8 protein-coding genes are annotated in these 16,390 nt (G+C 47.5%); 1 reads left to right on the top strand and 7 read right to left on the bottom strand.

Going from position 1 to position 16,390, the window contains the following annotated elements; translation table 11 throughout:
* Position 1: 1 nt before the first annotated feature.
* Both IEX60_RS01790 and IEX60_RS01785 read right to left on the bottom strand, forming a co-directional pair.
* Positions 2–1,651, bottom strand: coding sequence for a RagB/SusD family nutrient uptake outer membrane protein (locus IEX60_RS01790; protein ID WP_188746783.1), 1,650 nt, complete (start codon positions 1,649–1,651; stop codon positions 2–4).
* Between the two features lie 15 nt (positions 1,652–1,666).
* The gene (locus IEX60_RS01785; protein WP_188746782.1) at positions 1,667–4,777 is read right to left on the bottom strand and encodes a SusC/RagA family TonB-linked outer membrane protein; all 3,111 of its coding nucleotides are present in this window, start codon (positions 4,775–4,777) and stop codon (positions 1,667–1,669) included.
* A 238-nt stretch (positions 4,778–5,015) separates the two neighbouring features.
* Between IEX60_RS01785 and IEX60_RS01780 the strand changes: the two genes are divergently transcribed.
* Positions 5,016–5,915: a helix-turn-helix domain-containing protein gene (locus tag IEX60_RS01780; RefSeq protein ID WP_188746781.1), complete on the top strand. Its 900-nt coding sequence runs from the start codon at positions 5,016–5,018 to the stop codon at positions 5,913–5,915.
* Positions 5,916–6,239: 324 nt separating this feature from the next.
* On the opposite strand, the gene IEX60_RS01775 is transcribed toward IEX60_RS01780, so the two are convergent.
* From IEX60_RS01775 to IEX60_RS01755, 5 genes are all read right to left on the bottom strand, one after another.
* Positions 6,240–8,765, bottom strand: coding sequence for an alpha-galactosidase (locus IEX60_RS01775; RefSeq protein WP_188746780.1), 2,526 nt, complete (start codon positions 8,763–8,765; stop codon positions 6,240–6,242).
* Positions 8,766–8,803: 38 nt separating this feature from the next.
* The gene (locus tag IEX60_RS01770; RefSeq protein ID WP_188746778.1) at positions 8,804–9,985 is read right to left on the bottom strand and encodes a DUF4998 domain-containing protein; all 1,182 of its coding nucleotides are present in this window, start codon (positions 9,983–9,985) and stop codon (positions 8,804–8,806) included.
* Positions 9,986–10,079: 94 nt separating this feature from the next.
* The gene (locus tag IEX60_RS01765; protein WP_188746776.1) at positions 10,080–11,270 is read right to left on the bottom strand and encodes a DUF5000 domain-containing lipoprotein; all 1,191 of its coding nucleotides are present in this window, start codon (positions 11,268–11,270) and stop codon (positions 10,080–10,082) included.
* 29 nt (positions 11,271–11,299) lie between these two features.
* The gene (locus IEX60_RS01760; protein ID WP_188746774.1) at positions 11,300–13,195 is read right to left on the bottom strand and encodes a RagB/SusD family nutrient uptake outer membrane protein; all 1,896 of its coding nucleotides are present in this window, start codon (positions 13,193–13,195) and stop codon (positions 11,300–11,302) included.
* A 49-nt stretch (positions 13,196–13,244) separates the two neighbouring features.
* The gene (locus IEX60_RS01755) at positions 13,245–16,367 is read right to left on the bottom strand and encodes a SusC/RagA family TonB-linked outer membrane protein (protein ID WP_188746772.1); all 3,123 of its coding nucleotides are present in this window, start codon (positions 16,365–16,367) and stop codon (positions 13,245–13,247) included.
* Positions 16,368–16,390 lie beyond the last annotated feature (23 nt).

Raw genomic sequence — 16,390 nt, 5'->3', positions numbered from 1 at the left:
ATCAATCATAATTTGGGTTCTGAACTAATTTGGGATTGGCATCTATCGCAGATTGGGGAATTGGATATACGTAATTCTTTTCCGGGTGGAACACCCTCGTCCCCCCGCCTGCCGGAACCGATTTGTATGTCCATTTTCCATTTTCCAATTCGATCGACACCGCATGTAAACGACCATTTAATACACTCTCCGCTTTCTTCCAGCGGATGATATCATACCACCGTTTTTCTTCGGAAGCGAGTTCTACCCTGCGCTCCCGATCAATCACCTCCCGCATCTGCTCTTGATCCAGCCCTTCATCAGCAGGGGGCAAACCAACCCGTTCCCTCACCAAGTTTACCGCCTCGTACACGGATTGATCGGGGCCTACCGCTTCGTTTTGGGCTTCGGCATAACCGAGGAGCACTTCTGCATACCTGAAAATAATAAAATGAGCCCCGTTCTCGATATTTCCCAGATTCGCATATTGCGGATCTATCGCTTTCCTCCAGTAGTAACCTGTATTCGTTGCTTCATTGTTATCGCTCAAATCGGTCTGATTTTTACTTCCCACTCCTTGTTTCATGATGATTTCATATCCCAGCCACTCGGCACCGTCATAAATAATATCGGTGTAAAACCGCTGTTCACGACCGACATACGGGTTTTCACGGTCGAAGCCTGAAGCGGGGTTGCCGATGGGCAATCCATTGGCCATCACATACTCATTTACCAACTCCTGTGTTGGGTTTGAGCCTGCCCATGCTCTTGCAACTCCATTCACAAAGGTAGGTCCATAGTTTTGGGCACGTGTGTTGGCGAGCGAAGTACCCCCTACGTGCACACGGTCGAAAATGACCTCACTATTATTGTTGTTTGTTTCCAGAAAGAGCGAACCGTAGTCGGGAAACAGTTCATACACGCCTAGGTCCATTACCTGTCTGTAGGTATCGGAAGCCAACTGCCATTTTGCTTTGTCATTCGAAACATTATACAATGGACTGGCATCAAAAAGCTCACACCATGCTTTCAGGGTCAGTGCAGCTCCGCGGGTGATCCTCCCTGACGGTGCGGTCAATGGTAGATCTGCGGCAATCTCACTGCATTCGGCGGTAATAAAATGCACGGTTTCCTCAAACGTATTCCGCTCCCTGAAAATCTCATCTCCCTGCGTATACCGGTCCAGCACGTCCGTGATAATCGGAACACCACCATGATGTAAAGCAAGCAATGAATAGAAGTATGCACGCAGAAACCGGACTTCCGCTAAACGAAGGGTCTTCCAATCTTCCGGTAACGTGGATTCGTTGACTTTTTGAATGAATAAATTACACTTTCGTATGTTGGCATAGTGCCCCCACTGGCTTGGCCCATTACTTGGCGTGTAACTTGAATTCCCGTACACCGTTGAGCTGTAGCGCCCAGCAACTCCATTGACCGAATTATCGGTAAAATTCTCCAGCGGATCACCGCTTCCGACCGGACTTGGAATAGCCGTATAAATATCATTCAAAAACAGATCTGCATTGTCAGTTGTTTCCCAAAGTGTCTGGTCTGCAATTTGGTCTTTGGGAGCCACGTTCAGTGTATCACCGCAGGCTGCAAAACTGGCGATAATGACCAACACTGTACTCCAAGCGACAACAGGTTTATTTAGATTTACATGTTTCATGACAAAAAATAAAAATTAATACACAAGGGTTAATCCAAACGACATCACCTTTTGCTGTGGATATGTCCAAGCACTAGTTGGCGCGTACGAGTTGTTGGTTCCGATCTCCGGATCATAAAGAAGGTCTGTCCACGTCAACAGGTTTTGTCCCGCCACATAAATGCGTGCGCTCTGCAAATGCATACGAGTGGCCAAAGTAGCCGGCAATGCATACGACAGCGTAACAGTTTTCAACCGTAAATAGGCGGCACTCCCCACCCAAAACGATGAAGTTACCGAATTATTCGTAGTTGGCGAAGGTGTTAGTCTCGGATTACGCGCGTCCGTATTTTCGGGTGTCCAGTAGTCGAGGTTATGTTTATAAGGCTTCATTCCATTCCAGAAAGGCATGATAGACGATGGGTGGTAATACCAGCTCGTATTCGCCGCTCCTTGAAACAGTGCCTCAAGCGAAAGATTCTTAAACGTCACCGAGGGCGAAAAACCATACAGTATTCCCGGTGACCCGGTGGGATATCCAATCGGAACAAAGTCGTTCTCGTCTATTTTTCCGTTTCCGTCAACGTCTTCGTAGCGGATATCACCCGGTTGGACAGGTTCCCAGGGCTGCGTTGCGATACCGGGTTTCAAATTGCCACTTCCATCAAAATCGTCCGCTTGGAAATACCCTATTGACCTGTATCCGAACTGTGTCCCCAACGATCGGCCCGTCAATCTGCGATTCGGATTGTTATACGTCACGTCCGTTTCAAATACCTGCAACAACTTGTTTTTCGCATAGGTAAAATTACCACCCAGCGACACACTCAAGCTGTTTGATAGCGGATGCGAAGCCCGAAATGAGAATTCAATTCCCCGGTTACTCATGATGCCCGCATTTTCCTGACTTAACCCGATTCCGTACTCCACGGGAATAACAACATTGGGGTTAAGCAGCATATTTGACCGTTTCTCATAAAAATAGTCTGTCTCCAGGTATAGCTTATCGTTCCAAAGGCCAATTTCCAGTCCGATATCCATCTTTTTCGCCCTTTCCCAAGTGATGTTAGGATTGGATTCAGCGCGCTCATAAACCCCTTGTACTGCCGTTCCGTTGAACGCGTACGATGTGCCGACCACTCCGTAGGTACTCAGGTATTGAAATGGACTGCCGGCCAGCGCACCGACTTCGCCATACGACCCCCTTAATTTCAGATTCGTCAATCCCTCTATCCGGTTTTTGAAAAATTTCTCTTCCGAGATCCGCCAGCCCAATGAAAACGCCGGAAAGAATCCAAAGCGATTTCCGGGAGCAAAATAATAGCTGCCGTCGTACCGCCCGCTTGCTTCCAGCAGATATTTGTCGGCAAAGGCATACGTAAGCCGATACACCAGTCCGAGCTGTTTCGCCACACTCGAAGTACCTGCAACTTCCCGATCTACCGGATTCGGGCTGCCCATATCCACTTCATCGATGATCAGGTTATAGTTCCTTCTTATCACATCCGTACCACGTGTCGAATTTGTCTTGGATTCAAACGCAACCAGCGCGCTGATATCGTTTTGTGAAAACGAGCGTGCATAGTTGAAACTGGCTTGGTAAGTAAATTGCTGATATTTTCTGAAACTTTCAACCAGCAGGGGCTTTGGATCCCCAAATGTAGCATCCGTAATGACATAGGGCCGTTGGGTTGTATCGATTGTAGCAATGTGCATGGGCGTCTTCCACAATTTCGAATCGACAAATTCAGGGTCATAGGCAAATGTACCCTTAAAAGAAAGCCCTTCGATAAATGGAATTTTCTGGTCTATTGTAAGTTGGTTAAACTGGGGACTATTCTTTACTTTTTCATAGCCTGTACCAAAAATTGCCGAAGATACGTAGTTGCCAAACATCCCATTACTGAAAAACAAAGGCCCGTATCCAACCTGGGCAAAACCAGCTAATTCAAATATTCTCCCGGTGCGTCCCGATCCACCCAGGTTCTGATCCGAAGGAGGGTAATACCTGTTATTGGATCTCCCGATTATACTCGCAGTAATCTTGGTTGAACGAGTTGCGTCGACCTCAAGGTTTACCGCCCAGTTAAATCGATTGGTGGTTGTCGTTTTCCACATCCCGTCTTGCTTCTGGTAACCAAAGCTACCATAGTAGCGCACTGCTTCGGATCCCCCGGACAACTCAATACTGTGATTGGTTAACAATGCGTCGCGGGAAACAATGTGATTCCAAACATCATGGTTTGGATAGGCATCCGGATCCGACCCGTCTTTAAATTTCTGCAGGGCGTAATCGGAAAAGGGCTCCGGCAGGCCTACATTTTTGGCAGCCTCATTTTTTAAAGACGCTTCTTCGTATGAACTCAAATACGCGGGGAGTACCGTTGGATTCTGAAATCCGACATAACCATTGTAAGTCAATGTCGCCTTTCCCTGTTTTCCCCGCTTGGTAGTTACCAAAACCACGCCGTTTGCTCCCGCCACACCGTACGGCGCCACGGCCGCCGCATCCTTTAGAATCGTGAATGTTTCTATGTTATTTGGATCCAATTGGGTAAAATCTCTCGGTATGCCATCTACCACCAACAGCGGCTGGTTATTGCCCGTTGAGGAAATCCCCCGTATGAAAATATTGGAGCCATCCCTTCCCGGCTCGCCGGATCCTTGATTTACAATAACGCCCGCCACACGGCCGCCCAACGTGTTGCTCAAATTCGCAACGGGTACGGACTGTATGTCGTTGCCTTTGAGTGTTGACACCGCAGCCGTCAGTGATGTCTTTTTCTGGGTACCATAGCCGATCACCACCACTTCTTCCAAATCCTCCGATGACGGAACCAGCCTGACAACCAAGGGTTGGGTGCCCGTCACTTCAAAGCGGGTTTGTTGGTACCCCACATTGGTAAAAATAAGTGTTGCCGGAAGTGATACCCGGATGGAAAAGGCCCCGGACGGATCGGTCTGTACGGACGATCCGCCTTGAGCTTCGACCGTAACTCCCGCAAGTGGCTCACTGTTTACGGAGTCGGTAACGGCACCTGTTATCGTGGTCAGTTGCTGCGCGGTGGCAGTCGCACTAAAAACCGCTCCACAAAACAGGATGAGACACAGCTCGATCACCGAAAGTTGTTTGCTTCTTTTTTTCATAATTTTCGACATCATTTTGTTGGGTCATATTTTACTCGTATAAGATGAATTCATATCACATTGACCCCGCCCACGATTCTATCTATAATTGGATAAAGCAAAAGTATTAGGCATTCATCGGGTTTGACACTACCTTATTTGCCATTACCGATACAATATTTACTTATGAAGCCAAAAAGCAGTCAAATTTGTTAATCTGAAAATTAGTTGCTATTTATGTGTCGGAAACAGCAAGCGTATGAAGGTCATTTTCGAACACCAATCGCACCCTTCCGGTCTCGGATTTCTGACAAAGGAATATATACAAACGTATTTTACCTCGCCATTTCACTTCCATGATTTGTATGAACTGATCTGGATTAAAAAAAGCTATGGAAAGCTTTACGCAGGTAAAAAAATCGTGAACTTCAATGGGGGTGAAGTCTACCTTTTCGGGCCGGGTTTCGGCCACTGTTTTTACAACGAAAAGTCTTTCATCGAATCGGGAGAAACCGCACATGCCATTGCTATTTTTTTTAAGGAAGATTTCCTTGGAACCGGCTTCTTTGATAACACGGAATATGTCAAAGTGAGGGAATTGCTGAACAAAGCGATCCACGGTGTCCAGGTAAGGCACGTGGACGACCAAGTATATACGTTATTTTCAAAAATGCTCCAAGAAAAGGGGATGAATGAGCTGATTCTCTTTTTGCAATTGTTAAATCATCTATCTCAATTGCCTGCCCCGCAGTTGGAAGTCATGAATGAAACCCAATCCGCCATGAAACTGACCAACAAAGATTCCGCCCGGCTGGAACCCGTATTGAAATACGTGATTGAAAATTTCAAGGGCGATCTGGACAGCAAGAAAGCGGCGGAACTGATTTACCTCAATGAAGCAGCCTTCTGCCGGTATTTCAAACGGCGCATGGAACAGACCTTTTCGCAGTTCGTCAACCATGTACGCATCACCCATGCCACCAGCCTGCTTCTGACGGAAGAATGGGACATATTGCGTATCTGTTACGAATGCGGCTTCAAAAACCTCTCCTATTTCAATCGGCAGTTCCGGGAAATCACCGGGCAAAGTCCAAAAGAATACCGGAGGGCTTTCCAGGGTTCCAATGAAAGCCTGATCATGGACAACCAGGCCGATTAAATTCAGTTATCGCCCTGGTTGTTGGTTTTGCTGGAGAACAGATCGGCGCTTCGCAACATTTTGCGGAGCTGGCACTTCAGACGATGGAACTGGTTTATGGGTTCTGAAGCCAACCTATCGGAAAAATCGAGATGGTCGCTGTTTTCCGCCTACAATAGACAATCCAATACATGCTACAAAAGCAATACTAACACGGAAATCACACCTATCAACATCGTACTGGACGAGGCATTACGTCAAGCTCAAGCTATCGGAATCGCTGTAGAAGCAAGTCATTTTCTGAAACCGGAAGAAGATCATGCTTTAAAATAAAATATGCTATTTTTATTCCCAAGTAACTTCAATAACTTGTCCGGCTTCTCCCGAACAGCGCAGTAAATTACTCTCCGATTGTTGCGGTGACAGTAATTCCTGGCCATCAACAGACATCGTTATCGCTCTTGCTTTTAATTTCAAGACCAAATGGGAGGCGGCACCCAGGCGGATATGCACGACGTTCTCCTCAAGGGTAACATCATCAATCCATCCGGTGGACGATACAATGGAGATTCCTTTACCGTCATTTCCCAAAATAAATGCTTCGCGTGTGTCATCCGGCATGGCGAACTGAAACGGTAAGCTTAACACACCGTCCGAATAAGAATATGCGTGATTGAGTACTCCCAGGAACTGCGTGCTGTCCACATTCACGCGGTGAATATAGGACAATGCCGAGCCACTAAACCCAATTACCTGGCCGTAAGCCGTTGCTTCATTGACACAGGTATACAATTCCGGAGATCCGCCTATGCGTCCGTAAACACGGGTGGGCAGTTGAGCGATATGCGGACGCACCCTTTTACTCTTTGAAATCAATGCATTCACCCCTTCTCGTTGTTGCCCGTTGATTTGTTTAAGATTGCCCCAAAATCCATGGCCACCCACAATCGATGTGTTGACATTATACCGCTGTGCATAAAAGGGTGCTGCATTGTGAGGGTAGACGGCAAATGTGAATACCTGGCTTGGCAAAACCCCGGCAAATCGATTCGTAATGCTTCGCATAGACTTAGTCCGGTAGCTGCTATAGTCGCCATAGCCCGAAGCGCCATTATTCATCCAGAACAATTTACCCTCCTGCAATGGCATCAAACCGACCATGCACCGCTGCGGCTCTGTCACATCGATTTCCACTACCACATCGGGATGATATTCCCGTAACGCTCGCATAGCTCGCGTCACATAAAACGGCAGGAGATAATCATACCGATCCTTACGTTCCTGCGCGCTGTATGTACTATCGCCATGAGCCAACCCCGCAAGGGAACTGGGAAAGGAGTTGATGGCATCCCACTTAAAGTAACGAACCCCTTGATCAATCAACCATTTACAGTCATTGACAAAAACATCGTAAAAACCTCCCACCATATCAAATACAGGATGATTCCATTGTCCTTTGACGGGATTTCCGTTTTTGTCCAGGATCACCCACTCGGGGTGTTCTTTAAAGCGTTCTGCCGTTGCGTCGATTCCCATGGGCGACAACCAGATTCCGGGAATCATACCCCGGCTTTTGATTTCAGCCAGCAATGGCGCAATACCCTTAAGTAGCCGCTGGTTCGGCGTCCATACTCCCTGGGTCACTTCCCAGCCATCGTCCAATACAAATAATTCGGCTCCCAACTCCGCGGCATAGCCGATCTCTTCTTTAATACGCTCTTCCGTAAAAACGCCCCTTACATCAGCAGATGACCGCTGCATTCCCCATGTATTGTAATAAAAATGAGGAATGCGTGCCGGTGGATGATCGGTTATCTGTTCCATGACATACCGGTGGATGATCGCTTCCGTTTCTGCTGCATCTTCGTAACATGCCATTGCTGTCCAGACGGTCTGGTAGGGATGCGCCTCATCCACGATTTCATCTTCAAGATATCCTCCTCTCCGTATGGAGACGGCCAACCTTAACTGATCATCCTTCTTCGACGTTTCCATACCGATAAACCATAAACTCTCGTTGGTATTATCCAGATCGTTTTCACCGATCACACCCTGTGCCCCATCGTTGGCAAATCGGTCTCCTGCACTTGGCTGATACATCGCTTCAAATCCTCTTCGCGTATCCTGCGAAGCATGCTCATAGGCACTAAGTAAGGTATAACCTTCCATCTGAGTGGTTTGAAAGGGCCCTTTGACACATACCGTATCGCCTCTTTGCAATGAAAAAGACAAGGAATCAGGAGCAAACATATGACAGTAAGCAAGGTTGTTTACCTGATTCCGTTGATCCCACGTGTAAGATTGCTGGAAATCCGGCAACACTTCCTGGGCGTAAGTTGCTATCCGGGTTTCTTTCAAATGAGTCTGTGGACGATTATCTGAAAACGCATATTGCGGGAAGATGAAATGGAGAGCACCATGAAGTTTATTCAATGTAAACTGCTGCTTGCCTCTTACTTTCAGGAAGAGCATTTCACGTGTCAGCGAAGAAAAAGGAAAGTATTGTTTGTGCACCTCCACTATTAATCCTTTCAGTTGCTTCTGTCCGGCTATCTGCAACACTAATTCTGTTCCTCCATTGCTGAGCTTATGCACTTCATGGTTTTGGTATTTCCATGTAGATTGCAAGGCGTGCACCAGTTGGTTATTGATCACAAATTCAAACCAGGGGACGTGATCTGCTGATACCAGCAGTTCCTTTCCGAGTTGCTTATTCCACATAGACACCGGCACAACCCTGCCGTTGTCAAATGCGATTACCTGTGTCATCACTTCGTTTTCGATGGTGAGCTGTTTTCCATCCCATGTGATCTGCGCAAACGACAGTCCGGGAGCAATCCACAAGACAACAGCAATCAAAAATCGTCTCATTAGAAACTGAATAGCTAATACAATGAATACAAATCGAATTACAGATCAGGACCCCACAACCGGAGTGCCCCTGCTCTTACGGCCTGCTGACCGCTGGTAAAGTTAACCAAAATACCGATCGATACCTCGGTGGGTTCCTCCAACGAAAAATTCACCTTGACATTGAAGCGATCCACGCCTGTCATAAAAGAAACGCTGCCTAATGCATTGCCTATGTCAACAACATCAGGAAGTGTATTCCCCTCGGCCACCACCAGATAACGCCCCTCGGTACCCCGGTTTACAGCGGATGAGTTACCATCTGTTGTCCACACTACTTCATAATCCCCGGCCGGCAGGGTGATTGTCTGATACATTTTCCCGTTTACAATCGCAGGATCGCCATCTCCCCATTTTTGCAAACCAAAAGAGCCCGAGTTGTTGATGTTATCATATCCGCCATAAATCTTATTACCGGCGGGGCCTTGATTGCGCATCGCATCGTTGGTGACCCAATCTTTCAGCGTACCCCATCGTGCGCCGTCGTACGTCTCGCTTTGAAATGGTGCCGCAAAATTCTTGAGGTAGCGGCTGCTCAGTTCGATCTTTGCCGGCGGCACATATTCCTCCACCAGCTGTTCGGAATATGCGGTCCGGAACGTATCCAACGCATTGGAATCGGGCAGGAACAGCGTCCGGTAAAAATAGGATGTTCCGGTTAGGTAGTCCTGAAAAAATGTCGAATCAACGATCGCATCGACGTTCCTATGCACTGTATCCCCGGTCAGATTCACATATTTGATTTCCGTCGCAAAAGCCCCCATCGCCGTATCGGCTACGCCCCAGGCGATAAACATCTCCCCGCTTCTTTTTTGTTGGGAAGCCAACACAGGCCTATCCAACAGCCGTGCCTGATACTTTTCGCCATAAGTACTTCCGAATACTTCCAAAGGTACCGAGCGGTTGCCTTCTTTATCATAAGTAACGATTATAAACGAATAGTTTCCTTCCGGAAGATTATTGATCATGCAGGAAACCGTATCCATCGATGATTCGACCGGAATTTCTGTGGAATCCGCAGAAACATTCCAGAAAATCCGTGCTTTGACCACACTTGGGTCCGGCCCTTTGGGCCAGCTGATTTTTATGCGGTTCAAGCCACCACTCAACCGAACATCGGCAGGTCGCTCTGTATATATTCTGCCGCCCTTTTGGACATACTGTTCGTAAGTATGATCCATCTTTTTGCAGGCGCTCCACAACGAGCATAAGCCCAAGATCCAAAGTATTATTAATAGCCTCTTATCCATGATTCCTTCGATTAATTAAAATAGTTTAATTCACCTGCCCCCAAAACGAAATCTCGGAGGTCTGCACACCACCCCCCGGTGCCCACGTCTCCAAGGTCTTAAATCGTATGTACCGGACAGGGGTCGTCATCGTCCCGTCAAAGTCAAAATCTTCTCCATTGATCACGGCATATTCGATATCCTCGGTGGTGGTAGATCCAAATGGCAGTCCAGACGGTTTGATCGAAGTAAAGGAGCCCAACAGCTCCCAATTGTTCCACCCGCCATCCGGGTCCGGATCATTGCTTCCATAAATCTCGAAAGCTTTAATCATGGGAGCGATGTACGGATAATTGGCCCGTTGATAAACTTTCATCCGGCTGAAGGTAGCAGCCACCCCCATATCTACTGTAAACCATTGCGGTATGGCATACGTTGCAGACACAATCCATACGTTTTCGGAATTATTGGTAATGCCGTCCCATATCTTTTCGATGTTATAATTAAACGTATTTTGCCAGGTATCACTGGGTAATTTGACCAATTTAAAATTATCCTTTGGTATAACCTCTTCGTACAACGGGGTGAGTTGTTTTATAAGGGTATCCGACCGGTTGCCCCAACGATCCCTTACAAACAGGCCGATCTTTTTTTCTTTATCCTCCATTCCCCTGGCCGCATACGTAGCCTTTTCGCTGCTGGTGAAGAAGGTCGTCACCGGTGCCCAGGTATCCCGGCCGCTCGAATCGACCATCACCACGATGGCCAAATTGGCTTTGCTACTGTTTTCAAAGGAAACTTTGACCCCCCCGAACGTCGCCGCCAAGTCTACGGTTTCAAAGACGGACAATACGGGAGGTGTCATCGGGTTGACCGCTATTTCCACCGGCTCGGAAGCTTTCTCATTTTTGCCCACACTGAAGATTTTAATGGGGTAACTTGCCGTGCTGCCAAATCCTTCAACCCGTAACGTATCGTAATACCGCGATGCTTTCGTTTCGCGGATCGTTCCGGGCTGGATTTCATACACCGCTTTCACATAAGACAGGTTCGGATCATCCGGAAGTTTGTACGTAATAACCGCCCCTCCGGGTGTCGCAGTGACTTGCACGTCCGTCACCGGTGCCGGAGCGGGTTTGTCTACATCCAAGTGGTCGAGGCGTTCGGCTTCCGAACAACCAGCGAATCCGATCGCTATTCCTGCGAAAGCGATGAGGGCTATATTTTTAATTTTCATAAAACTCATGTTATAACTGGTAATCGTGTTTACCATCCTATGTTTTGTACCAAATTCCGATTCACAACGATGTATTCATCTTTTATGGGCCAGAAATAGTCTTTTGTGCCGAACGTTTGATCGTAGATGACCTTCGGTCGGTAATAGGCATTAGCCACCTGTTGTTTCAAATCCCAGCCGACGATGGGTTGGTTGAGCATCCGGGTTGCATCTTTCCATCGCCTGACGTCCCAGAACCTGTGTCCTTCAAAAGCCAATTCTATCAACCGTTCCTGTTGGATAATCTGCCGCAGTCCATCTTTTTCTTTGGGTTTATCCGGATTGCTGGAATAATCTGCCCAAGATTCTTCCACGCCGGCCAATCCGGCACGTTCCCTTACCAGATCAAGGTATTTGTATACTTCTGCTGAAGGGCCCGCAGACTCGTTGAGGGCCTCTGCGTACAACAAGTATACGTCTGCCAGCCGGATGATGGGCCAGGGGTAAGAGGTAACCGAATAATTCGTGCCGGTGCCGATCACGTTCTGATAATGGATGTACTTCTTTATAAAATATCCCGTTATGGTGCCGCGGTCAGAGAGATTACTACCGTTGCGCTGTCCGCCCATGGCTTCCAGATAGAAAAGCTCGTCCGGCTTTTTATCATCGTACTTTCCCTGTCCATACCATATCCCGCCGTCAAATCCCAGATCGGCGTAGAACCTGGGTTCGCGATCAAAATGCAAACCTGCGGTAACAAAATTCTTCCGGATATACAGCTCATCCTGTTCTGTGGCTTCGCGGAGGCTGTATCTGGAGCCGTAGTTCCATGTTTTGTCTTCTTCAATCGGCACTCCATGTTGAGAATAAAACATCTCGGCGATCTTCATAGGGGGTGAAAGTTCTCCCCGCAGCGGCCAATTGTCCAGATATTGCGGGTCGATGAACGTAGTAGCTAATACCTGAATACTGCTCGAGTTGGTCTGCGTGTTAGCCCAAATAATTTCACTGTTCCATTTCTCACAGAGGCTGTTGCGTATGTTCATCTGTGTCGTGATGCTATCTGTGAGGTTATATTGCCCAAACTCAGGCTGGAAATAGTACAGGCTGAAACCGGCATCGTGGCAAGCCTCGATCGCCTCCTTGCACGCCTGCGCAGCCCTTTCCCACTTGGCCGGATCAAATGTGGGGTTAAACAAGGGTTGCCCGTCCGGATTTTTCAAGGCAGCCTGGTCCGTATTTCCGTTGAACAGGGGACTCGCCGCCGTTACCAAAACTTTCGCTTTCATCGCGAGCGCTGTTGCCGCGGTTACCCTACCGAGTTCATCCATCGGATTGGCTATTTCGGTAGGCAGGTATTCCAACGATTCATCGATTAAATCCACGATGTAGTTAAAGCAAGAATCTACAGGGTCTCGCATTACTTTCACTTCGTCGGGATCTGCCGAAATTGGCAGATTTTCCTTGATAATGGGAACAGGGCCGTACATCCTTACCAGGCAGAAATGATAATATGCCTTCAAAAACTTCACTTCGCTTGCCCATCGTGCACGCTCAGGCGCTTCCATATCGGGGACATTCTCGATATTCTCCAGGAAGATATTGCAGTCTCTCAAGGCACGGTACATCAGTTGCCAGTTGTCGCCATACGGACTCACCACGTTCATCAGCCCACGGGCGATATCAAACATTGCTCCGCCCCGCTCGTTGATACGCCAGATTTCATCGCCGCCCAGCATGGCCGGATCCGATCCGAGGTCGCTGTTTCTCGGCATATACGAGTAACAGGTATGGAGGAATTTTTCAGCTTGTGTTCTCACGGTAAATGCATTATCAAGCGTGGGAACATTGTCAGGCACAATGTCCAAATAGTTATCACATGCCGTCAACATATTCAAGCATATGATCAATGCTGAACAGCAATATTTTAGTCGCGTACTATTCATCTGTTTATTTTCTTTTTAGTTGTCAGTACTAATTGGTTACCTCACCGTATCAAAAATTGACGTTTAATCCGATGTTATAGATCCGCTGCACCGGATAGCCCAACCCGTTCCCTGCCATTTCCACATCCCACAGCTTGAATTTACTGAATGTCAAAAGATTACTCCCATTCAGAAATATCCTGAAATTGGTAGCGTGCAGCTTTTTTTGCACACCAGCCGGCAGTGTATAACCTACTTCTACCTGTTTCAGCCGCAGAAAAGTCCCATCGCGCATAAACCAGGTGCTGCTCTGCACGTTGTTGCTGATAATAGAGGTACTTAGCCTCGGCCAAAGTGCATATACGTCTTGGTTGTCTTCGGCCCAGTGGCTGTCGGCGTAGGCCTTTAGCAGTTGCGTGTCATTGACAAAAGGATACGTATTGTTGACGTCAATCCAAAAAGACTCGTTCGAAAGCCCTTGAAAAAAGGCCGAAAAATCCAATCCTTTATATCCAGCAGAGAACCCAAATCCGTAGACGATCTCGGGGACATCCGGATTGCCGATCGGCACAATGTCATCCTCTGTGATTTTTCCGTCGTTGTTGACATCTAAGTACTTGATATCCCCTCCCCGGTATTCGCCAAAAGGCTGTGCCGGTGAATTATAAGCTTCGTAGTCGTCGACAAACAATTTTTCGGCTATATAACCATACCGTTGGTTGATCGAATTTCCCACGTGATAACGGTATTGCTCACTGTACTGCGGCTCTTCAAACCTTCGGTACTGATTGGTCGCGTATGTAAAATTAGCCCTTACTGACAACCACCATCCGGTATACCATGACTGTTGGTAATCCATGGACATGTCCAACCCTTTGGAAGATGCTTCACCCACGTTAGCCCGGATCGGGGCGGATAATCCCATGGTAACCGGCACGTAACTTCTCGTCATCAAGATATTTTTACGGTATTCATGGAAAAACTCTGCCTGCAGGTTCATTTTATTGAACAAACCCAATTCAAGCGCATAGTTCTGCTTCAGTGCGGTCTCCCAGGTGATATCCTCGTTGGCATACCTTCCTACAGAAATGCCATTGCGGAGATACGTTTGGTCACGGCCAAAAGTTGCCCTGCGATCTCCATCATTCATGTTTACGTTGGATAGATAGAAAAATCGGTCTTCGGGAGACCCGATGGCATCATTTCCAACAAAACCATAGGTTGCTCTCAACCGCAGGTTGGTTACTACGTCTTTTGCGGATGCAAAGAATTTTTCGTTGGATACGCTCCAAGCCAAACCGGCCGAAGGGAAAAAGCCAAACCGCTTCGATTGATGAAACCGCTCCGACCCATTGTAGCCAAAGTTAAATTCGGCAAAATACCGATTGTCAAAGGAATAAGTTGCCCTACCCGAAAGACCCAAATTTCTAAAAGGTAAGGACAACTGGAGGTCTTTGGCATTTGCGTCCAGGTACTCCCGCATCATAAAAACCAATAAGCCGCTTATTCCATGCTTCTGATTGAAATTCCTGCTATAATTCAAGATAGATTGCAGGTAGAATGAAGAATTAACGGTTTTTTCTCCCGGCTCATAACTCAGGTATTCGGTTGCGGTTGCTTCATTCACATTACTGATTCCATACGTATCCGTAAACCGGTCATACCCATTTAATGTATAATAAAATGGACTGTATGCCCTTACCATATCAAAATAGGCATATCGATTGGTATTTAGCATAGCTTCAAAAGACAGACCTTCCGTCAAATACGAAAAGTCATGTTTGAGTTCGAGCTGGGCGGCCATGGTTGAAGAAGCATAGTCTTTATAGCCCCGCGTCATGTCTGCATATGGATTCCGATAATTGCCCGTATCGTAGTTCCCATACATAATGTGATTGACCGTTTGATGCTGTTGGTCTTTGGGGAAGTAAGCGGGGAACAGAACCGGATTGGATCTCACCACGCGCCTATACATATCTTCACCGCCGTAAATCGGCCCGGTATAGTCGTCAAAATTTCCGTTCAGCCGCACTACCATTTCCGTTGTTTTCGTAAGGTTGATGTTCACGTTAGAGCGGAGGGCATAACTTTTCAGGTCGATATTGTTATTGAAGTTATTGCGGCTGTCCACTTTTAAGACACCATTATCCCGGTTGAATGTACCGGAAACGAAATATTGCGCAACTCCGCCCCCTCCGCTTACATTAAGGTTCATTCGTTGGTTCATCGCATAATCCTTGAACATCATCTTCCGCCAGTCATTCGCCGGATACACGTATGGATTCATACCAAGCTCGGTATTCATGATTTTTTCATCCGAATACAACAGTGTATTCGGATTGATCTGTCCCAGGGGTGTACGTGTATAGACCGCCTCGTTATATTGCTTCATAAACGTAACCGGATCGGCCAGCTCTACATTTTTGGTGGGCGCGGACAGCGAGTTTTCAATCCGGAAAGACAGGGCCGCTTTGCCCACCTGCCCTTGCTTGGTCGTTACCAGAATAACGCCATTGGCTCCACGGGCTCCATATACCGCAGTGGCCGTAGCATCTTTCATAATGCTGAAGCTGGCTATGTCATCCGGTTGAAGCCGGGCCAGTTGGGTGGTGGTTACCTCCATGTTGTCAATCAAAATCAACGGATCCACCTTATATCCGAACGTCGTGACTCCCCGGATAAAAAAATCGGCATTATCCTGCCCCGGCTCTCCGCTGCGTTGATAGGCAATCATCCCTGCGACCCTGCCGGCCAGGGCTGTCGTCAGGTTGCTGGAAGGATTTTTCTTCAATTCACTGGCACTCACTGATGTTACGGAGCCCACCATATCGCTCCGTTTCTGCTGGCCGAAGCCTACCACCACTACTTCGTCTAAGGCACTTGGATCTGTGTTCAGTACTACATCGATCGTTGTTTGCCTATTTACCTGGATTTCCTGGCTGACATAGCCGACCATCGAATACACCAGGACCGACGAACTGGAAGGCACGTCGATGACGTAATTACCGTTTTCGTCCGTTTGGGTACCGTTACTTGTTCCTTTGATTTGTACCGTTACACCGGGCAAGGTGCCCGTCGTATCTTTTACGCTCCCGGTCACACGGACCTCCTGCGCCCACACCACCCCCGTACATATTGCCATCAACCAAAGTATCAGTACGTAACGGATTTTTTTTGTACTTATTTTTCCCATAATTGCTATAATTGATTACAAAT

The sequence above is a fragment of the Parapedobacter defluvii genome, assembly GCF_014642075.1.
Classification (GTDB): domain Bacteria; phylum Bacteroidota; class Bacteroidia; order Sphingobacteriales; family Sphingobacteriaceae; genus Parapedobacter; species Parapedobacter defluvii.
This window is presented reverse-complemented; position numbering and strand designations above follow the sequence as displayed.